The sequence below is a fragment of the Nakamurella endophytica genome (assembly GCF_014646215.1).
Lineage (GTDB): Bacteria > Actinomycetota > Actinomycetes > Mycobacteriales > Nakamurellaceae > Nakamurella > Nakamurella endophytica.
Map to the genome: position 1 here is coordinate 416,679 of NZ_BMNA01000004.1, position 19,177 is coordinate 435,855.

Consider the following 19,177-nt stretch of genomic DNA (forward strand, 5'->3'; position numbering starts at 1 on the left):
TCCCGCAGCACCCGACCGGCCCGCCGCCGGCGCCAGACGGCTCCCGCCGGTCCCGTTGCGGTCGGACCCGGTGACTCAGTTCAGGCCGGCGTAGGAGTGCAGGCCGGACACCACCAGGTTGATGACGAACAGGTTGAAGATCATCGACACGAAGCCGAGCACGGAGATCCAGGCCGCGCGGGTGCCGCGCCAGCCGGCCGTCGACCGGGCGTGCAGGTAGGCGGCGTAGCAGACCCAGGTGACGAACGCGCAGGTCTCCTTGGGGTCCCAGCCCCAGTAGCGGCCCCACGCGACGTTGGCCCACATCGCCCCGGCGATCACCGCGAAGGTGAACACCGGGAACGCGACGATCGCGCTGCGGTACGCCAGCCGGTCCAGGGTGGCCAGCGAGGGCAGCGCGGCCAGCCGGGACCGCTGCGTGACGAGCGCCTCCGGGCCGCCGGGCGTGCCCGCGGCGTCCGGCAGGGCGGCGTCCGGCACACCGTGCAGGTGGTGCTCCGCCCACTCCCGCTCGGCGGCCAGCTTGCGCTCGTAGCGGGACCGCAGCAGGTACAGCACGGAGGCGACACCGGACAGCATCAGCACGCCGCTGGACAGCGAGACCGCCAGCACGTGGATGACCAGCCACGACGAGTGCAGCGCCGGCACCAGCGTCCCGGCGGCCGCGTACAGCACGCTCTGCGCGACGTACATCAGGATGACGACCGGGATCATGACGAAGAAGCCGACCGTGCGGGTGCGCCAGCGCAGCAGCACGAACAGGAAGCCGGCCACCGCGGCGGCGCAGATCATCGCTGAGAACTCGTACATGTTGCCCCAGGGCACCCGGTGCGCGGCCAGCCCGCGGGTGACCAGCGACAGCAGGTGCGCGGCGAAGCCGACGACGGTCACGACGACGCCGGCGCGGCCGAACCGCAGCCACATCGGGGCCGTGCCCCGGCGGTCGTCGGTGACCCGGCCGATCGCCGGCGGGGTGGCCGCACCGCGGTCGAGCACCGCGACGCCGCCCGAGCGGCGGGAGGCCCGCAGCTCGGCGCTGCGCTGCTCCTGCTCGGTCGGCACGCCCCCGCGGTGGGCCGCGAACTCGATGCCGAAGCAGACCAGCGCGACGATGTAGCCGGCCAGCGCGCACTCGAACGCCAGGTCCGACAGGTGCGCCAGGGACTCGTTGACCACGGGGACTACCGCCCTCTCCCTCTGCCCGGCCCCCCGGCCCGGGCGCCGCCGCGGCGGCCGCCCGGCGCGGGGCCGGTGTCCGGTGCCGCGAGCGCGGCCAACCGTTCGAATTCTCCGCCGTACCCGGCCTGGTCGGTCCGGGCCAGCCCGCCGACCTGCACCGAGACGTGCCCGAGCCCGTCGCCGCGCAGCCGGTACCAGACGCGCCGCCGCTTGATCAGCAGGGACACCATCAACCCGACCAGCAGGAGCACCGCGAAGACCAGCGCCCAGCCCTGTGCCGGATCGTACGACGTCTGCAGCGACACCCACTCGACGTACCCGTCGAAGGTGACGGTGGTGCCGTCCGGCAGGGTGGTCGACTCGTGCGGCGCCAGGTTGGTCCTGGCCTTGCGCACCAGCTTGCCCGAGCTGACCTGGTCCTGGTCGATGGCGAACACGGACTGGCTGGCGCCGTCCTCCATGCCCAGGTCGCCCTGGTAGACGTCGATCGCGACACCGGGGTCCGTCGCGGCCGGGTAGCTGGACGTCATGATCCCGCCGTGCACCACGGCGGTCGGCGCGAAGATCCCGGTGATCGCCAGCTGGTGCTCGGTGATCCGGTCGGCCGGGTAGCCGGGCGGATCGGTGAACTTCACCGCGCCCTGCGAGGTGAACATCGAGTCCTGCGGCTGGAACGGCTGCGTCCGCCGCTGCACCTGCCCGTCCGGGAACCGCACGCTGAAGGTCGGGCTGTAGCCGTGGCCCAGCAGGTACAGCCGCTGGCCGTCGATGCCCAGGGGGTCGTTCACGGCCAGCGACGTGCTCTGCCAGCGACCGCTCGCCACGTCCTGCCCGGTCTGGTAGCGGATGGACGCCAGGAACGCCGTGGCCTGGCCGGTGTCGCTGTACTGGGCGGTGAAGCCGTCGACCTGCACGCAGAACGGCGACAGGTCGGTGCCGTCGACCGCGAGGCCGGGACGGAAGCTGTCGTAGCTGGCCGGCGAGGACGAGCAGAAGCCGGTCACCGCGCCGCTGTCGGCGCCCCCGGCGTTGACGATGATCGAACCCTCGTAGCCGAAGAGCTTGCCGACCGCGACCGCGACCAGCAGCCCGAGCAGCGACAGGTGGAAGACCAGGTTGCCGATCTCGCGGAGGTAGCCCTTCTCGGCGGAGACCGTCACCACCGACACCGGAGTCGCCGGGCCGGCGACGGGGACCGACGTGGCCGGCGCCGCCGCGGCCGGACCCCCGGCCGGGGGGACCTCGACGCGGCGAGCGGTGCGCCAGCCGCGCAGCCCGTGCAGCACCCGGTCGGTGACCTCGTCGACGGTGCCGTCGACGGACAGCTCCGCGTGGTGCGGCAGCCGGCCGAGGTTGCGCGGGGTGGCCACCGGCGGCTGCCGCCACTGGCCGACGAACTCCCAGGTGCGCGGCAGCAGGCAACCGACCAGCGAGGTGAACAGCAGGAGGTAGATGGCGGCGTACCAGGGCGAGCCGAAGACGCCGAAGAACCCGAGCCGGTCGAGCAGCGGACCCCAGAACGGGTGGTCGAGCACCCATTGGGCGGTCTTGGCCTGGTTCTGCGTCCACTGCGGCAGGAGCGCTCCCGGCAGCGACGCCAGGGCCAGCAGGAACAGCAGGATCAGCGCGACCCGCATGCTGGTCAGCTGCCGCCAGATGTTGCGGGCGCCGGCCAGCACGCCGGGCAGCACGCCGCGGCGCCGCCCCGGCGGCGGCGGCGCGGTGGCCGGCTCGAGGGTGGTGTCGGCCGACAGGTGGGTCTCGTCGCGGACGGTCACGTCACAGCACCGTCCCGGTCCCGGCGACGCGCACCTGCAGCCACGCCACCCACTGCCCCCACAGGCCGGTGACCATCGCCAGCCCGATGGCCACCAGCAGCACGGCCCCGACGACCTGGACGGTGCGCGCGTGCCGGCGCAGCACCCCCAGCGCCCGGGATGCCCAGCTGAACCCGAAGGCCAGGAGCAGGAACGGCACTCCCAGGCCAGCGCAGTAGCAGACCACCAGGGCCAGCCCGCGCCAGGCGTTGCCGTTCCACTCCGTCGAGGCGGCGAGCGCGAGCACGCCGGCCAGCGTCGGGCCGATGCAGACGGTCCAGCCCAGGCCGAACACCGCGCCGAGCGCCACGGCGCCCGCGGCGCGGCCGCCCGGCCGCGCGTGCCAGCGGCGTTCGCGTTGCAGGGGACGGATCCACCCGAGCATCGCCAGCCCCATGACGACGGTCACCACGCCCCCGACCCGGGTCAGCACCTCGGCGTTGCGGAGCAGGAACCGGGCGGCACCCAGCACCAGCGCCGACTGCGCCAGGAAGACCAGGGTGAAGCCCACGACGAACAGCGCGGTCGCCCCGACCGCGCGGGTGCGCAGCGCCACCGCCGCGCGGCGCCGCGCGCCGCCGGCCGCACCCGTGGTCGCCGGGCGCGCGCCGCCGCGGCCGGCCGCCACCGGCACCGCCGCGCCCTCCGCGCCGACCAGCGAGGCCAGGTAGGACAGGTAGCCGGGCACCAGCGGCACGACGCAGGGCGAGGCGAAGGACACCGCACCGGCGGCCACCGCGAGCAGCGCGGCGACCAGGAAGGGACCGTCCAGCACGGTGTCGGTCATCGGTCCTGCACCTCCCTGCCCTGACCCGCGTCCACGTCCGGCCTACTTCTCGGCGGCGATCGGGACGACGGCCGCGACCAGCTCCGCCCTGGTCACCGCCCCGAGCCAGATGTGCGCCACCCGGTGCCGGCGGTCCAGCACGATCGTCGACGGGATCGCCGACGCCGGGTAGCCCTGGATGGACAGCAGGGTGCGCATGAACGGGTCGAAGATCGACGGGTAGGTGACGCCCTTGGCGGCGTCGAAGGCGGCGCCGGCGCCCTTCTCGTCCTTGACGTTCAGGCCCAGGAACTGCACGCCCTGCGGCGCGAGCTGTGTCGACGCGTCCTGCAGCTGCTGCGCCTCCGCCCGGCACGGCCCGCACCAGGAACCCCAGAAGTTCAGCACGACCACCTTGTCCGCGAACTGCGCCACGGACACCGTGCCGTCGCCCTCCAGCGCCGGACCGGACAGCTCGCCGATCGGCCGGCGGTCCTGCGCGGCGTAGGAGAACTCGGTCCGACCACCGGGCGAGACGAACTGGAACGACGCGGCGTCCCCCCCGCCGGTGCAGCCGGACAGGACCGCGAGCAGCGACACCAGCAGGGCGGCAGCGGCACGCGGGGCGCGGCGTGCCGCGCGGACGGCGCTCATGCCCCGGCCTCCGGCCCGCCGGCCTCGGCCGGGTCGTCGAGCGCCTCGATGTGGCCGACCGGCTCCCGGTAGGTCAGCGAGGTGAAGACCCCGTCGGCGAAGTGCAGCGAGGTCAGCGACGCCAGCGAGCACTGCCGCCGGCTCGGGTCGTGCCAGAGCCGGCGACCCTCGAGGTACCGGCGCACGGTCCAGATCGGCAGCTGGTGCGAGACCAGCACGGCCTCGTGGCCGGCGGCGGCCTGCACGGCCGTGTAGACGGCGGCGAGCATGCGGTGCGCGATCGCCAGGTACGGCTCCCCCCACGACGGCCGGGTCGGGTTGCGCAGCTTGGCCCAGTTCCCCGGCCGGCGCAGCGCGCCGTCGCGGGTGCCGACGACCATGCCCTCGAAGACGTTGCCGGCCTCGATGACCCGGTCGTCGGTGCGGACCTCGAGGCCGTGCGCGGCGGCCAGGGGCGCGGCGGTCTGCTGGGCCCGCTCCAGCGACGACGCGGCCAGGTACACGATGTCGTGGCCGGCCAGCTCGGCGGCGACGCCGTCGGCCATGGCCAGCCCGGACGCGGCCAGCCGGTACCCCGGCAACCGGCCGTACAGCACCCCGGCGGGGTTGTGCACCTTGCCGTGCCGCAGCAGGTGGACCACGGTCGAGGTCATCGGCGGCTCCCGCGGACGACGGGACCGGACGGCACGACGGGCAGCGGGTGCACCGAGAGCACCGACGGCACCGGGGTCGCCGACGCGGTCGCGGGAACCACGGCCGCGGTCGGCGCTCCGGGCGCCGGCGGGGGCGCCGCGTCCGCGGGCCGGGACGGGGCGGTCTGCACCCCTTCATTGTTCCTGCGTCCCGGTGGGGACGATGTTGGTCCGCGGCGGGCGGCGGGGCGGCCGCCGGCCCGCGGCCGGGCGGGTCCGGCCGCGCCTCCCGGCCGTCCGGTCACCGGCTCGCCCGCACCATCCGGCGCCATCCCAGCAGGTCACGGGCCGCGCCGACAGCCAGCAGCCCCGCGACCAGCAGTGCGCCGCCCGCCCCCGCGATCCACGGTCCGGAGTAGCGGGTGATGGTCGTGCCGGTGGTTCCGGCGACGTAGGGCGGGAACGTGTCGTCGCGCACACCGTGCCGGTAGGCCAGCACGGCCGCCACCACCAGCAGGACGGCGACGGCCGCGAGCACGGCGCCGCGGACCAGCAGCGTGCGGCCGAGCTCGTGGGCCGCACGGCGGACCGCCTCGGGCGGCCCGGGCGGCGACGGCACCACCGGCTGCGGCTGGGTGTCGTCCGGCGACGGCCGCCGGCCCCGCCCGGAAGGGACGGCTCCGGACGGCATCGGGGAGGCGGGCCCGGGGACGTCGGGACGCGTCACGGTCGCCGGCCGGGTGTCGTCAGTGCCTGGCCCGGCGGGCGGCCAGGCGCAGGAAGTACATGCCACCCTTGCCGACGAAGGTCAGCAGGATGCCGACCACCAGCAGGAACGTGGCCAGCAGGGTGAGCGTGGTGGACACCTGCAGCAGCAGCGCCAGCAGCATGGACACCACGGCGGCGGCGATGAGCAGGCGGCGGGACCACTTTGCGCCGCCCCGCAGGAACCAGCCGCCGACCAGGGCGGCGATCCCGATCACGGCGATGATCGCGCTGAGCACCGAGATCTGCGTGCGGTACGACCCGGCCTGCGCGTCGGTGATGTTCGGGCTGGTCAGCTGCACGCAGGTGGACGCGAGACCGGTCAGGCTGGCGGTCGCCGACGGCGTGGCCGTGGCGCCGGGGGACGGCGTGGCGACCGCGCCCGGCGTCGGGGTGGGGGTCGGCTGCTCCGTGGCGGCGATGCTGGACACCGCGCTGCCGTAGGTGCCGTAGCTGTTCTGGCACTGCTGGACCACGTCGGCGTAGGCGGTGCGCAGCTGGTCGACCTGGCTGCCGGCCGAGGCGACGGAGACGAGCCCGACGAAGAGGAAGACCAGACCGGACAGCATGGTCAGCACCATCGCCACCAGGACGGACCGCGGCCGGACGATGGGCGAGCCGTCGTCCTCGGGCAGGACCGGGGCCATCGCTGCGCTGAAGTTGGACAGCCAGCTCCGTCGCGGGCGGGGTCCGGGGGTGGTCATTTCGGCAACCCTACCGGCCGCGCCGGGATGTCCCCGGCATCCCGGACGCTGCGTCGCCGCTGCCCGGGACGCCGTCGGAGCGCCGGACGCGGCGGGCCGGGACCGGCCCGGCCGGGTGCCGCACGACGAACGGCGGACCCGGTCCGGGACCCGGACGGGTCAGCGGTACTGCTGCTGGCGCGCGGCCTTGGACTGGTTGAAGTACTGGTTCGACGCCGGCAGGAACATCAGGATGATGGCCACCAGGGCGAGCAGCCCGCCGATCCACCCGGTCCACTGGCTGCTGGTCGCGGTATAGGTCGTCCCGTTGACCGTCACCGACGTCGTCGACCTGGTGAACGACGAGATGATCGACAGCGCGGACAGCACAGTCAGCACGATCCGTGCCCAGTTCCGGCCGGCCCGCATCTTGAACGCGAACAGCAGGTAGAGCCCGGCGACGATCACGAAGATCACCACCGCGGTGATCTTGAGCGTGCGGATCAGCGCGTTGACGTCCACGCCGCCGGTGTCCTGGCGCGCCGCCGCGTCGGCCACGGCCTGGTCGAAGACGTTGCTGGTCAGCACGAAGATCAACGCGAGCAGCAGCAGCAGCGCGTTGAGCAGGTAGATGGCGAAGGCGCCGTTCACGGGCCCCGGCGCCTTCGGCGGCGCGGCCGGCCCGCCGTAGCCGCCGCCGTACGGCTGCCCGTACTGCTGCGGGTAGGGGTTCTGGCCGTACGGCTGCTGCCCGTACGGCTGGCCCGAGTGCTGGGTCGGCTGGCCGTATCCCTGCTGGCCGTAGCCCTGCTGGCCGTAACCCTGCTGCTGGCCGTAACCCTGCTGCTGGCCGTAGCCCTGCTGCCCGGAGGGCTGCTGGCCGGACTGCTGCCCGTAGGACTGGCCGGACTGGCCCTCGCCGTACGAGGGGTACTGAGGCGTCGACATGGGGTCACCGTAGTGGGCACACGGGACATCCGTCCCGGGAACGGACGGCGCGCCGCGATCTCGCCCGGACCGGCCGGGCCGGCAGCGCGGCCGGGACCGATCACCAGGAGTCCCCCGCTCCCCCGCCGGGCCGACGGGATCGGCTGGACGGTGTCGCCGGTCGGGCGGGCGGGCGCCCTGATGGGGCGCCTGCCGGCCCGACCGGCGTCCCGACGTCAGCGGCGCCGCGGCGACTTCCGTGGCGGGGGCAGCGCACCCTCGGCCCGCAGCCGCTCGGCGTGGCCGACGAGCGCCTCGACCAGCGCGTCGACCTCCGGCACCTCCGGCTGCACGTCGACCCGCAGGCCGAACTCGCGGGCCGTCTCCGCCGTCTTCGGGCCCAGGCAGGCGACGAGCGACCGGGCGTGCGGCTTGCCGGCGATCCCGACCAGGTTGCGCACCGTCGACGCCGAGGTGAAGCACACCGCCTCGAAGCCGCCGGCCTTGATCGCCTCACGGATCGGCGCGGGCGGCGGGGCGGCGCGCACGGTGCGGTAGGCGGTGACGTCGTCGATCTCCCAGCCGCGCTCCCGCAGCCCCTCCGCCAGGGTCTCGGTCGCGATGTCGGCGCGCGGCAGCAGCACCCGGTCGACCGGGTCCAGCAGGTCGTCGAAGTCCGGGAAGTCGTCCAGCAGCCCCGCGGAGAACTCCGGGTGACCGGAGACCAGCTCCGGCGTGATGCCCAGCGCGGTGACCGCGTCGCCGGTCGCCCGGTCCACGCAGGCGATCTTGACGCCGGAGAACGCCCGGGCGTCCAGCCCGAACTCGCGGAACTTCTCCCAGACGGCCCGGACGGAGTTCACCGAGGTGAACACCACCCACTGGTACCGGCCGTCGACCAGGCCCTTGACCGCCCGCTCGATCTGCGCCGGCGTCCGCGGCGGCTCCACCGCGATGGTGGGGACCAGCTCCGGGATGGCGCCGTGGGCCCGCAGCTGGGCGAGCATGCCCTCGCTCGAGTCCCGGGTCTGCGGGACCAGCACGCGCCAGCCGTACAGCGCGCGGGACTCCCACCAGGAGAGCCGGCCGCGCTGCGAGGCGCCGGCGCCGACGCTGACCACGAGCGGCCCGAGCAGGTCGCGACCCATCCCGCCGAGGGTGGCCAGGGTGCCGTCGACGGTGCGCTGGGTGGGCAGCGACGTCCCGCTGGTGATGCAGGCGGGCGTCTCCGCGGCGATGCCGGACTCCGCGAGCAGGGTGGCGGTGTCGGTCAGGTGCCCGGCCCCGGCCTGCAACAGCAGGGTGCCGGGGGCCCCGGCCAGCCGCGCCCAGTCCGAGGTGGACCGGACGTCGGCGACGGTGTGCACCGAGCCGACCGCGATGCCCGCGTAGCAGGCGGCGGCCGCGGCCACCGAGATGCCGGGGACGATGTCGAACGGCACGCCGCTGCCGGCGACCACCCGCAGCTCCTGCACCACCGGGTCGGCGGTCAGCACGTCACCGGCCACCAGCCGGACGACGACGGCTCCGCCCTGCGCCGCGGTGATCAGGTTCTGGGCGACGTCGGCGGCCTCGCCGACGGCCGGCTGCACCTCGGCCGCGGACGCCAGCGCGACCACCTCGGCGGGCACGTCGGGGTCGTTGACCAGCACTTCGGCGTCGGAGAGGGCCTGGGTCGACCGCACGGTGAGCAGCCCCGGATCCCCCGGGCCGGCTCCGACGAAGACGATCCTGCCGACGGTGCGGTGGGCACGGGTCATGTCCTGCTCCTTTTCTCGGGCAGCACTGCTCCCGCCTCCGGCGACGGCTCTTTCAGCGCCGAGAGGTCGGGACGGAACGTGCACTGCTGGTCCGGTCGCGGACGACCGGCACGTGGGGGGAGGCCGGCGGGGCCCGTCACGGGGCCGGCACCGGCGACGCGCGGCGGGTCTCGTGGAAGGCCAGGATCTGCAGCTCGACGGCCAGGTCGACGCGCCGGAGCTCCACGCCGGGCGGGACCCGGAGCGGGCCCGGCGCGAAGTCCAGGACGGAGCGGACGCCGCCGCGGACGAGGGTGTCGGCCACTTGCTGGGCGCACTCCTCCGGCGTGGCGATGATCCCGATCGTCACGCCCTCGGCGCGGCACACCGCCGGCGCGTCCGCGATGTCGTGGATCGGCAGGTCGCCGATCCGGCGGCCGATCTTCGCCGGGTCGGCGTCGAACAGGGCGGCGATGACCAGGCCGCGGGCGGCGAACCCGGCGTAGCCGGCCAGTGCCTGGCCGAGGTTGCCGAGCCCGGCCAGCGCCACCCGGTGCGACCGGCCGGCACCGATGGCCCTGCGGATGGAGTCGGTGAGCGCCCGCACCGAGTAGCCGACGCCGCGGGTGCCCTGGGAGTCCAGGAACGACAGGTCCTTGCGCAGGCCGGCCGGCTTGACGCCCGCCGACTCGGCCAGCTCGGCGGAGGAGACCACCGCGTCGGCGGGCAGCACGGCCAGCACCCGCAGGTAGGTCGCCAGCCGGGCGACGGTGGCCTCGGGGATGGACCGGACGGCGCGCGACGTGTCGGAGGTGGCCGCCGACGGCGCACCGCCGTCGAGCACTGCCGCCGTCTTGACCGTCACAGTCCTGCCGCCGCCTGCGTGGAATAGGGCAGCGGAGAACCGCCGCGAACAGTGGTGACGCGGGTGTCATACCCCGTCACCCAAGGTCTCAACCCTAGCCAGACGAAAGGTCAGTCTCCAAGTCGCGACGACGCCGCCCCGCGCCGGCCGGCCGCTCGCCGTGCGGCGGACCCACGCCGTTCACCCCAGGGTCGGCGCGCGGTCACGCAGCGGTCACCGGCGGCCCGCGACCGCCTCGGCGAGCCGGTCGCCGTCGATGTGGAAGTAGCCCTGGCAGACGCCGTCGACCAGCACGACGGGCACCATGTCGCCCCACTCCGCCCGGAGCTCCGGGTCCAGGTCGACGTCCAGCTCCCGCCAGCCGGCGCCGGTGCGCGCGGCGACCTGCTCCACGACCTGCCTGGCCGCCTCGCACAGGTGGCACCCGGCGCGGCCGAGCAGCTCGATCCGGACACCGCCGTCGGTCGACTGCACTCCCGGCTCCTTCCCGGCGACCCGTGCCGCCGTCCTCCGACCTGCTCTCAGAACATGTCCTCGTCGCTGTCCTGGACGGACCGCCGGCCCGGGCTGCCGGCGGCCGGCAGCCGGGTGCCGAGCCGTCCCGGTGGGGCGGTGACCGGCGGGACGGCCTCGGCCGGCTCCCCGGCGGCCAGCCGCGGCGCGGAGGTCACGCCCGGGTCCGGGTCCGCCAGGTACGCGCGGCGGACGGCGTCGCGGTCGACGCGGCCGACGGGCGTCCGCGGCAGCCGGTCCACCAACCGGTAGCGGACCGGGCGCTTGAACACCGGCAGCCGCTCGGCGACGAACTCGTCCAGGTCGGCCGGGGTGGGCCGGGTGCCGCGCTCTGCCACCAGCACGGCCAGCACCGACTCGCCGGCCCGGTCCGGGACGCCGACGACCGCCGCGTCGCGGACGTAGGGGTGGTGGGTGAGCACGTCCTCGACCTCGCGCGGGTACACGGTGAACCCCGCGACCTGGAGCGACTCCCCCACCCGGTCCACCAGGTGCAGCTCGCCGCGGTCGTCGAGGTAGCCGACGTCGCCGGTGACGAACCAGCCGTCCTCGCCGGGGCCGCCGGCGCCGTCCGGCCAGTACCCGGAGAACAGCGTGGCGCCGCGGACGGCGATCCGGCCGACCTCGCCGCTGCTGAAGGCGTCGAGCACGACGTCGCCGTCCGGCTCGCCCGCGCGGGGCGGCCCGGCCGCCGGCTCCAGGTCCTCGTCGTCGTCGCCGACGATGCGCAGCTCGACGCCGGGCAGTGGCCGGCCGACGGAGCCCGGGTGCGGTGCCGCCGTCATCAGGCTGCTCGACACCACCGAGGCGGATTCGGCGATGCCGTACCCCTCCCACACCGGCTGGCCGGTGAGCGCCCTGACCCCGGCCGCGTCGCCCGGGTCGAGCGGCGCGGCCCCGGAGGTCATCAGCCGCACCGGCGCGAGGGCCCGCTCGACGTCCGGCGCGTCCCGCAGCCGGCGGTACAGGCCCGGCGCCGCCGGCACCACGGTGACCCGCTGGGTCCGGATGGTCGACACCACTGCGTCGATCCACGGGCCGGACGCCGGGTCGTGGTCCGGGACGACGAGCGCGGCCCCGACGCCGCACAGCGGCAGGAACGCGGTCACCCAGCCGGCCAGGTGGTGCAGCGGCAGCACGGCGATCGCCCGGTCGTCGGCGCGCAGCCGCAGCCCCGGCATCCGCCCGATGGCGTCCACCGCTGCCAGCAGCGCGCGGTGGCTGAGCATCACCGGCGCGTCGCCGGACGCGGCCCGGGCCAGCACGGCCAGGTCCTCGCCACCGGTAGCGGCCTCCGCGGCCCCCGCGGCGACGGGATCCCGGTCCGGCAGCCGTTGGCCCGCGGCCGCGGCCGGACCGCCCGGCGACCCGGCCCCGGGGGGCTCGCCCGGCTCCGCGGCAGCCTGCCACCACCGGCCGACGTCGGCCGGCCGGACGCCGACCGGTCCGGGCGGCGGGTCGGCGGCCACCACCGCCGCCGCGTCGACGCGGCCGGCCACCGCGGTCAGGTCCACGCCGTCGGGCGGCACGGGCACGGCCACCAGGCCGGCCCTGGCCACCGCGAACAGCACCGCAGCGATGTCGGCGCCGGTCGGCAGGGCGACCACGACCCGGTCCCCGGGGGACAGTCCTGCCCCGGACAGCTGCCGCGCACCGGCGTCTGCCGCGCGGTCCAGGTCCTGCCAGCCCACCGCGCGGTCGGCCTCCAGGACGGCGGGTCGACGGCCGGCCGCGGCCGCGGCACGGCGCAGCAGGTCGGCCACGTTGCGGGCCGGCCCGGCACCGGTGTCAAGGCTCACCCGAGGCACGATATCGAGCGCCCGCGACACCCGCGCCCCGCCGGGGCGGGTGGCTAGGCTGGGCGCGCCGCGGCCCCGGCGACCGGGGGCGGCGCCGGCGTGCGGCCCGGCGGCAGCGGCGAGAGGGGGCGAGGCGTGCGGCTCTGGCGGACCTCGACCCGGCGCGAGCAGCTGGCCAGGGCCGAGCTCGCCGGGGAGGCCTCGGCCGAGGCCGCCTACCAGGCCGAGCACGCCGACGAGGGCCTCGGGCTGCCGGACGCCGACCTGACCGCCGCAGCGTTCTTCGACGTCGACAACACCCTGATGGCCGGTGCGTCGACGTTCCACTACGCCCGGGGCCTCGCCGCCCGCAAGTACTTCACCACCAGCGACCTGGTGCGGTTCGCCGTCCGGCAGGTCCGGTTCCGGCTGGGTGGCGAGGACGCGGCGGACATGACCTCGGCCCGCGAGGAGGCCCTGTCGTTCGTCGCCGGCCGGTCGGTCGCCGAGATCGTCCGGCTCGGCGAGGAGATCTACGACGAGCTGATGGCGGACCGCATCTACCCGGGCGCGCGCGAACTGGCGCAGCGGCACCTGGACGCCGGGCAGCGGGTGTGGCTGGTGACCGCGACGCCGGTCGAGCTGGCGCAGATCATCGCCCGGCGGCTGGGGATGACCGGGGCACTGGGCACCGTCGCCGGCACCGAGGACGGCGTGTACACCGGCCGATTGGTCGGCGAGCTGCTGCACGGCAAGGCCAAGGCCGCCGCCGTGCGCGGGCTGGCCGCGCGCGAAGGTCTGGACCTGCGGCGCTGCACCGCCTACTCGGACTCGGTCAACGACGTCCCGATGCTGTCGGTGGTCGGCACCGCGGTGGCGGTCAACCCGGACGCGCAGCTGCGGGACGTGGCGCGACGGCGGGGCTGGCAGATCGTGGACTTCCGGACCGGCCGCAAGGCGGCCCGCATCGGCGTGCCGTCGCTGCTCGGCGCCGCGCTGCTCGCCGGCGGGTTCGCGGCCGGGGTGGCCGTCCGCCGCAGGTTCCGCTGACCGTCGCCGCGGGAGCGAGCACGGCCGCCGGTGCCGCGGACCGCCCGGCGCGGCAGGCTCAGCGCAGGAAGGGGTGCCCGCGCCGCAGCAGCAGCCGGTACAGCGACTGCTGGATCGTCTCGCGGACGCTGTCGGCCATGTTGAACACCACCATCGGGTCCTCGGCGGCGCCGTCGGGCAGGTCGTCGGTGGACACCGGCTCGCCGAACTCGATGATCCACTTGCTGGGCAGCGGCACCGCGCCGAGCGGCCCGAGCCACGGGAAGGTCGGTGTCACCGGGAAGTACGGCAGCCCCAACGCCCTGGCCAGCGGCTTGATGGAGCCGAGCAGCGGGTAGATCTCCTCGGCGCCGACGATGGAGCAGGGCACGATCGGCACGCCGGAGCGGATGGCCGCCGAGACGAACCCGCCGCGGCCGAACCGCTGCAGCTTGTACCGCTGCGAGAACGGCTTGCCGACGCCCTTGAAGCCCTCCGGGAACACCGAGACGCACTCGCCGCCGCGCAGCAGCCGCTCGGCGTCCTCGTTGCAGGCGAGGGTGTTGCCGGCCTTGCGGGCCACCGGGCCGACCACCGGCGTGTCGAAGACCAGGTCGGCGCCGAGCATCCGCACCGGGCGGTGACGCGGGTGGTGGTCGTGCACGGCCACCGAGAGCATGAGGGCGTCCACCGCGACGGTCCCAGAGTGGTTCGCCACCAGCAGCACGCCGCCGTCGTCCGGCAGGTTCTCGACGCCGAGGACCTCGACCCTGAACCATTTCTCGAACAGCAGCCGCAGCGGCGGCAACCAGACGTGCTCGGTCCAGTCCTGGTCGAACCCGAACTCGTCGATCTCGTACTCGCCGGTCAGCCGGCGCCGCAGGAACGCCAGGGTCCCGGCCAGCCGCTCCTGCCAGGCCGCGCCGGCTGCCTCCGACCCGTCCGGACGACCGGGACCGGCCGCCCCGTCGTCCGCCGCGCCGGGGACCGGTCCCGACGGGTCGGCCGGCTCGGGCGGCGCCGCGGACGGGTGACCGGCGACGGCCGCCGCCAGCCGGGCAGCCGCCGACCCGGACCGCCGGGCGGCCGTGTCCTCGTGGCGGTCCGGACCGTCCCCGTCGCCGCTCATCGCCACCTCCCCGGCCGTCGCGGTGTGCCACCGGCCTGCCCGTCGATGCTCACCAGATGGCGCCGTCCCGGCGACGACGCCCCGGACCGGGCGTCCGGTGCCGGTACCCGGCCGGATCCGCCGGGACGCGTCGCGGCCGCCGACCACGGGTCCTCCGGCCTCGCACCGAGCGCTCCGGCCAACCGGACCTCGACGTCCCGGACCAGCCGCCGGTCCAGAGCCGGCGTCAGCGTGCGGGCGAAGTCGTCGAAGGCCTGCACGGTGGTCATCGCGGGCCGGTAGCCGACGTCGCGCTGCAGCCGGCCGAGGTCCATCACCCGGCCCGCGGCCAGCGACCGCACCACCTCGGGTTGGAAGCCGCCGATCCGTACGGCCTGCAGGCCCCGGGCCCACAGCCCGAGTCCCGACGACGGCACCGGCAGGGGGATGCGACCGGCCCGGTGCACCGCCTGGACCACGGTCAGCGCGCCCTCGCCGGCCACGTTCACCACGCCGGCGAACGGGCCGAGCGCCAGTCGCTGCAGCACCGCGACGGCGTCCGCCTCGTGCAGCACCTGCAGCCGGGCATCGCGGCCGGCCAGGACCGGGACGGCGGGATACAGCGAGAACAGCCGGGTCAGCGGCGTCCGGACGGTGGGCCCGACGACCTCGGCCAGCCGGGGCACGGCGACCCGCACGTCGGGCCGCCGCCGGCCGAAGCTGCGGACGTAGCCCTCGATGTCGATCGCGTCCCGTCCGGGTCCGGTGCCGGGGACCGACCGCGGCTGGGTGTCCTCGGTGGCGACCGCCGGGTCGCGCGGCGACCCGCCGTAGACGGCGGAGGTCGACCGGACCACCACGTGCGCCACCGAGGGCGTGCGCTGGCAGGCCGCCAGGAGCTGGAGAGTCCCGAGGACGTTCATCTCCTTGGCCATCGTCCTGGCGGCCGCCGACGCCGGCGTGGCGGACGCCGACGCGTGCACCACGGTGTCCACGCCGGCGGCGTCCAGCACTCGGGCGATCAACGGATTGCGGATGTCCGCCCTGGCGAACTCGGCCGCCCCCATCCGGGCGCGGGCCGCCGGCTCCGGGAGCGCGGCGTCCACGCCGATGACGCGGTCGACGTCGGGATGGGCGGCGAGCTGACCGGCCAGCGCCGACCCCAGGTACCGGGTGACCCCGGTGACCAGGATCGTCCGGCCCGTCATGCCTCCCGACTCTGCCACCGCCCCGCGGGGAGGGCTACTTGCCGGCCTTGCGACGGGCCACCCGGGTCTTGCGCAGCAGCTTGCGGTGCTTCTTCTTCGCCATCCGCTTGCGCCGCTTCTTGATGACCGAACCCATGCCCGTACCTCGCTCGCTCGTGGGGATGCCGGCGCAGGCGCCGGCCGGACCCGACCGATGGCGCGGCGGACGTCCGCCGCGCACCGGTGTGATCTCGACACTGGAAGTCGACGCTGGACATCGACACCGTCACCCGGCCGGTCCACGGACGTGGAGGGGCGGCGGCCGTTCGATCCTACCGTCAGCCGAGGGCCGCCCGTCCCGGGCAGCCGCGGGCGGCCGGGGACACCGGAGGCCCTGGGGACTCCGGTCGCCGCCGCGCCGACAGGTCAGCCGACGTCGTTGTACGCGCTGCGCAGGTAGTCGTGCACGGCCCGTTCCGGGACCCGGAACGACCGGCCGAAGCGGTGCGCCGGCAGCTCGCCGGAGTGCACCAGCCGGTACACCGTCATCCTGGACACCCGCATGACCGCGGCCACCTCGGCCACGGTCAGGAACTTCATCTCGGACAGGGGTGAGTCCCGACTCCCCGGTTCGTTGGTCTGTGACGCCATGAGGGCACCGTCTTCCGGCACGCATCGCGCCGTCGGCTTCCCCACCGGCGGGCACTGTTCGCGCTCGTGCTGCGTGCACTCTAGCGGTACTGGTGGGACCAAAGCGACAGTTGCCCTGGGTCCGATCCTGCCTGCGCAGCCCCGGCGGCCGTCCCTCGGCCGTGCGGCCGCCACTCCAACGGCCCCGTCGACCGGAGGGTCGCGGCGCCGCCCGGTGGCCCATAGTGGCGGCATGCGGATCCTGCACCTGGCCGAGCGGGCCGACTGGGACCGTGCGGTCGCCGGCGGCGGGTACCGCACCTCCACCCGCGGGCAGTCCCTGGACGACGCCGGCTTCCTGCACGCCTGCACCACGGCGCAGCTGGCCGGCGTCCTCGAGCGGTACTACGCCGACGCGGACCTGGGCCGCCACGTCGTGCTGGTGGTGGACGTGGACCTCTGCGCCGCGGCCGGGTCGCCGGTCCGCTGGGACCCGGTCGGACCCGCCGGCGAGCGCTTCCCGCACGTGTACGGGCCCCTGCCGGTGCCGGCCGTGGTGGCGGCGCTGCCGGTGACCAGGGCTCCGGACGGCCGCGCCGTGGTCCCCGACGTGGCCGGGCTGGACGTCGCCGGGGCGCCGCCCGAGTAGCCCGGCCTCAGTCGTGGGCCCGGCCCAGCTCCGCCGACCGCAGCGCCGCCGCCTCGATCGCCGACAGCAGGGCGGCCCGCACCCGGTGGTTCTCCAGCTCCCGGACGGCCGCGATGGTGGTGCCGCCCGGCGACGTGACGGCCTCCCGCAACGCGACCGGGTGCTCGCCGGAGTCGCGCAGCATCACCGCGGCGCCGACCGCCGACTGGATGATCAGCTGGGTGGCGACGTCCCGCGGCAGGCCGAGCAGGATCCCGGCGTCGATCATCGCCTCGACCAGGAAGAAGAAGTAGGCCGGACCGGACCCGGACAGCGCGGTGACGGCGTCCTGCTGCCGTTCCGGGACCCGGACCACCTTGCCCACCGCGGACAGCAGGTCCTCGACGACGGCCAGGTGCTCGGGACCGGCGTGGGTACCGGCCGAGATGGCGCTCATCGCCTCGCCGACCAGCATCGGCGTGTTGGGCATCACCCGCACCACCGGCGTCCCGGCCGGCAGCCGCCGCTCGTACAGCGCGGTCGGCAGCCCGGCGGCGAGCGAGACCACGAGGGTGCCGGGCGTCACCGCGGTGGCCAGCGTGTCCAGCAGCACCTCGATGTCCTGCGGTTTGACCGCGACCACCAGCACGTCCGCGTCGGTCGCCGCGGTGGCCGTGTCCACGGCGCGGACGCCGTACCGCTCGGTCAGCTCCGCGGCCCGCTGCGCGTAGCGCTCGGTGAACAGCAGGTCCTCCGGCCGGCGGCCGGCGGACAGCAGCCCGGACAGCAGGGCCTCGCCGATCTTGCCGGCACCCAGGACGGCGATGGTCGTCATGGCCACAGCGTGTCATGGCGGCCGGTCGCCGGCGCCTACCCTCGTCGGAGTGACCAGCGCACCCCCGCCCGGACCGTCGGGCGAGGGCATCGCCGTGGCCGACGACACCACCGCCACCCGCCGCGGCGGCGCGCACCCGGCCGTCCCCGGCGGCGGTCGCGCGGCCGCCGGTCCCGGTGCCGGTCGCAGGCCCTCCCGCGGCGGCCGGTGGCTGGTGGTGACGGCGGTCGTGCTGTTGTCGCTGACCCTACGCCCGGCGGTCAACGGGATGGGCGCCGTGGTTCCGGAGCTGCGGGCGGCCACCGGGCTGACCGGGTCGGCCGGCGGCGTGCTGCTGGCGCTGCCCACGTTCGCCTTCGCGGTGATGGGGGCGGTCGCCGCCGCCATCGCCGCTCGCGTCGGGACGCACCGGACGGTGGTGCTGGCCCTGGTCGCGCTGACCGCCGGTCAGCTGGTGCGGGCGGCGGTGCCCGGCACGGCCGCGCTGTTCGGCGGCTCCGCCCTGGCGCTGGCCGGCGTCGCGGTCGCCAACGTGCTGCTGCCCGGCCTGGTGCGGCTGCACTTCCCGCAGCACGTCACCGCCATGACCGGCGTCTACACCACCGCGATGTCGGCCGGCAGCGCCGTCGCCGCCGGCGTGACGCTGCCGCTGGAGCACGCGTGGCACGGCGACTGGCGGCTGGGCATCGGCATGTGGGCGGTGACGTCCGCGGTGGCGCTGGCCTTCTGGGTGCCGCTGGTCGTCGGGCCCCGGACCGGCGGGACGGCGCCGGTGGCCGCGCAGCCGCGGCGGCTGGGCATCCGCGACCTGCTGCGCGCCCCGCTCGCCTGGGTGATGGCCGGCTACTTCGGCACCCAGGCCCTGCAGGCGTACGTCCTGTTCGGCTGGCTGCCGGCCATCCTCACCGACGCCGGCATGTCCGACACGGTGGCGGCGCTGTACGTCTCGCTGCTGGCCCTGGTCGGTGTCGTCGTCGCGGCCATCGCGCCGGTCCTGCTGGCGCGCCTGCCGGTCGCCGCGGTGGTCAGCGTGCTGGCCGGCTGCTACCTGGCGGGTTACCTCGGCCTGCTGTTCGCGCCGGCGCGGCTGACGTGGCTGTGGTGCACCGCGGTCGGGTTCGGGTCCGGAGCGTTCCCGGTGGCGCTCACCCTGGTCGCCTTGCGCGCCCGGACGGCGGCGGGCACCGTCGCACTGTCCGCGTTCACCCAGTCGCTGGGCTACCTGCTCGCCTCGGTCGGCCCGTTCCTGTTCGGCCTGCTGCACGACCTGGTCGGCGGCTGGACGGTGTCGCTGCTCGCGCTGTGCGGCCTGCTGGTCGTGCACCTGGTGTTCGGCCTGTGGGCCTCGCGCCCGCGGCAGATCGAGGACGAGCTGCCGCGCGCGGTGGTGGAGCGGCCCGGCGTCGCCGCCGGCTGACCCCCGACGCCCCGTCTCCGCGCCG

At 75.6% G+C, this 19,177-nt stretch carries 20 protein-coding genes; 3 read left to right on the plus strand and 17 right to left on the minus strand.

Annotated features, from left to right (window positions below):
• Positions 1–75: 75 nt before the first annotated feature.
• From ccsB to IEY37_RS12505, 12 genes are all read right to left on the minus strand, one after another.
• Positions 76–1,176, minus strand: coding sequence for a c-type cytochrome biogenesis protein CcsB (gene ccsB / locus IEY37_RS12450; RefSeq protein ID WP_188941908.1), 1,101 nt, complete (start codon positions 1,174–1,176; stop codon positions 76–78).
• A 5-nt stretch (positions 1,177–1,181) separates the two neighbouring features.
• A complete protein-coding gene (resB, locus tag IEY37_RS12455; protein ID WP_229674349.1) occupies positions 1,182–2,957 on the minus strand; it encodes a cytochrome c biogenesis protein ResB in 1,776 nt (591 codons plus the stop codon).
• Between the two features lies 1 nt (position 2,958).
• Positions 2,959–3,783 carry a cytochrome c biogenesis CcdA family protein gene (locus IEY37_RS12460; protein ID WP_188941910.1) on the minus strand — a complete coding sequence of 275 codons (825 nt, stop codon included), beginning with the start codon at positions 3,781–3,783 and terminating at the stop codon, positions 2,959–2,961.
• A 42-nt stretch (positions 3,784–3,825) separates the two neighbouring features.
• Positions 3,826–4,416, minus strand: coding sequence for a TlpA family protein disulfide reductase (locus IEY37_RS12465; protein ID WP_188941912.1), 591 nt, complete (start codon positions 4,414–4,416; stop codon positions 3,826–3,828).
• Positions 4,413–5,069 (minus strand): histidine phosphatase family protein, encoded by a 657-nt coding sequence (locus IEY37_RS12470; RefSeq protein WP_188941914.1) that lies wholly within the window; start codon positions 5,067–5,069, stop codon positions 4,413–4,415. Before IEY37_RS12470 ends, IEY37_RS12465 begins: the two co-directional genes overlap by 4 nt.
• 280 nt (positions 5,070–5,349) lie before the next feature.
• On the minus strand, positions 5,350–5,667 hold the full coding sequence (locus tag IEY37_RS12475) for a hypothetical protein (protein ID WP_229674350.1): 318 nt from the start codon (positions 5,665–5,667) through the stop codon (positions 5,350–5,352).
• 127 nt (positions 5,668–5,794) lie between these two features.
• Entirely contained in the window at positions 5,795–6,517 is a 723-nt protein-coding gene (locus IEY37_RS12480; RefSeq protein ID WP_188941918.1) for a hypothetical protein, read from the minus strand.
• A gap of 159 nt (positions 6,518–6,676) precedes the next feature.
• Positions 6,677–7,444, minus strand: a complete 768-nt coding sequence (locus IEY37_RS12485; RefSeq protein ID WP_188941920.1) for a hypothetical protein — start codon at positions 7,442–7,444, stop codon at positions 6,677–6,679.
• Between the two features lie 215 nt (positions 7,445–7,659).
• Positions 7,660–9,183: a bifunctional uroporphyrinogen-III C-methyltransferase/uroporphyrinogen-III synthase gene (locus IEY37_RS12490; protein ID WP_188941922.1), complete on the minus strand. Its 1,524-nt coding sequence runs from the start codon at positions 9,181–9,183 to the stop codon at positions 7,660–7,662.
• Between the two features lie 136 nt (positions 9,184–9,319).
• Positions 9,320–10,027 carry a redox-sensing transcriptional repressor Rex gene (locus tag IEY37_RS12495; RefSeq protein ID WP_229674351.1) on the minus strand — a complete coding sequence of 236 codons (708 nt, stop codon included), beginning with the start codon at positions 10,025–10,027 and terminating at the stop codon, positions 9,320–9,322.
• A gap of 213 nt (positions 10,028–10,240) precedes the next feature.
• Entirely contained in the window at positions 10,241–10,501 is a 261-nt protein-coding gene (locus IEY37_RS12500) for a glutaredoxin family protein (protein WP_229674352.1), read from the minus strand.
• A 47-nt stretch (positions 10,502–10,548) separates the two neighbouring features.
• Entirely contained in the window at positions 10,549–12,339 is a 1,791-nt protein-coding gene (locus IEY37_RS12505) for a class I adenylate-forming enzyme family protein (RefSeq protein ID WP_188941924.1), read from the minus strand.
• 135 nt (positions 12,340–12,474) lie between these two features.
• Between IEY37_RS12505 and IEY37_RS12510 the strand changes: the two genes are divergently transcribed.
• Positions 12,475–13,368 (plus strand): HAD family hydrolase, encoded by an 894-nt coding sequence (locus IEY37_RS12510; RefSeq protein ID WP_188941926.1) that lies wholly within the window; start codon positions 12,475–12,477, stop codon positions 13,366–13,368.
• 58 nt (positions 13,369–13,426) lie between these two features.
• Here the strand turns inward: IEY37_RS12510 and IEY37_RS12515 are convergent, their stop codons facing one another.
• The 4 genes from IEY37_RS12515 to IEY37_RS12530 all read right to left on the minus strand — a co-directional run bounded on the left by IEY37_RS12515 (position 13,427) and on the right by IEY37_RS12530 (position 16,293).
• Complete coding sequence (locus IEY37_RS12515) at positions 13,427–14,476, minus strand: lysophospholipid acyltransferase family protein (RefSeq protein ID WP_188941928.1); 1,050 nt, start codon at positions 14,474–14,476, stop codon at positions 13,427–13,429.
• Positions 14,473–15,663: an NAD-dependent epimerase/dehydratase family protein gene (locus IEY37_RS12520; protein ID WP_188941931.1), complete on the minus strand. Its 1,191-nt coding sequence runs from the start codon at positions 15,661–15,663 to the stop codon at positions 14,473–14,475. The genes IEY37_RS12515 and IEY37_RS12520 overlap by 4 nt, the downstream gene beginning before the upstream one ends.
• A 34-nt stretch (positions 15,664–15,697) precedes the next feature.
• Positions 15,698–15,799 carry a 30S ribosomal protein bS22 gene (locus tag IEY37_RS12525; protein WP_015746237.1) on the minus strand — a complete coding sequence of 34 codons (102 nt, stop codon included), beginning with the start codon at positions 15,797–15,799 and terminating at the stop codon, positions 15,698–15,700.
• A gap of 269 nt (positions 15,800–16,068) precedes the next feature.
• The gene (locus tag IEY37_RS12530; protein WP_188941933.1) at positions 16,069–16,293 is read right to left on the minus strand and encodes a helix-turn-helix domain-containing protein; all 225 of its coding nucleotides are present in this window, start codon (positions 16,291–16,293) and stop codon (positions 16,069–16,071) included.
• A 232-nt stretch (positions 16,294–16,525) separates the two neighbouring features.
• Here IEY37_RS12530 and IEY37_RS12535 point away from each other — a divergent pair, with 232 nt between their 5' ends.
• Positions 16,526–16,921, plus strand: a complete 396-nt coding sequence (locus tag IEY37_RS12535) for a DUF952 domain-containing protein (protein WP_188941935.1) — start codon at positions 16,526–16,528, stop codon at positions 16,919–16,921.
• Positions 16,922–16,928: 7 nt separating this feature from the next.
• On the opposite strand, the gene proC is transcribed toward IEY37_RS12535, so the two are convergent.
• On the minus strand, positions 16,929–17,735 hold the full coding sequence (gene proC / locus IEY37_RS12540; protein WP_188941937.1) for a pyrroline-5-carboxylate reductase: 807 nt from the start codon (positions 17,733–17,735) through the stop codon (positions 16,929–16,931).
• Positions 17,736–17,784: 49 nt separating this feature from the next.
• On the opposite strand from proC, the gene IEY37_RS12545 reads away from it, so the two are divergent.
• Entirely contained in the window at positions 17,785–19,152 is a 1,368-nt protein-coding gene (locus IEY37_RS12545) for an MFS transporter (RefSeq protein WP_188941939.1), read from the plus strand.
• Positions 19,153–19,177 lie beyond the last annotated feature (25 nt).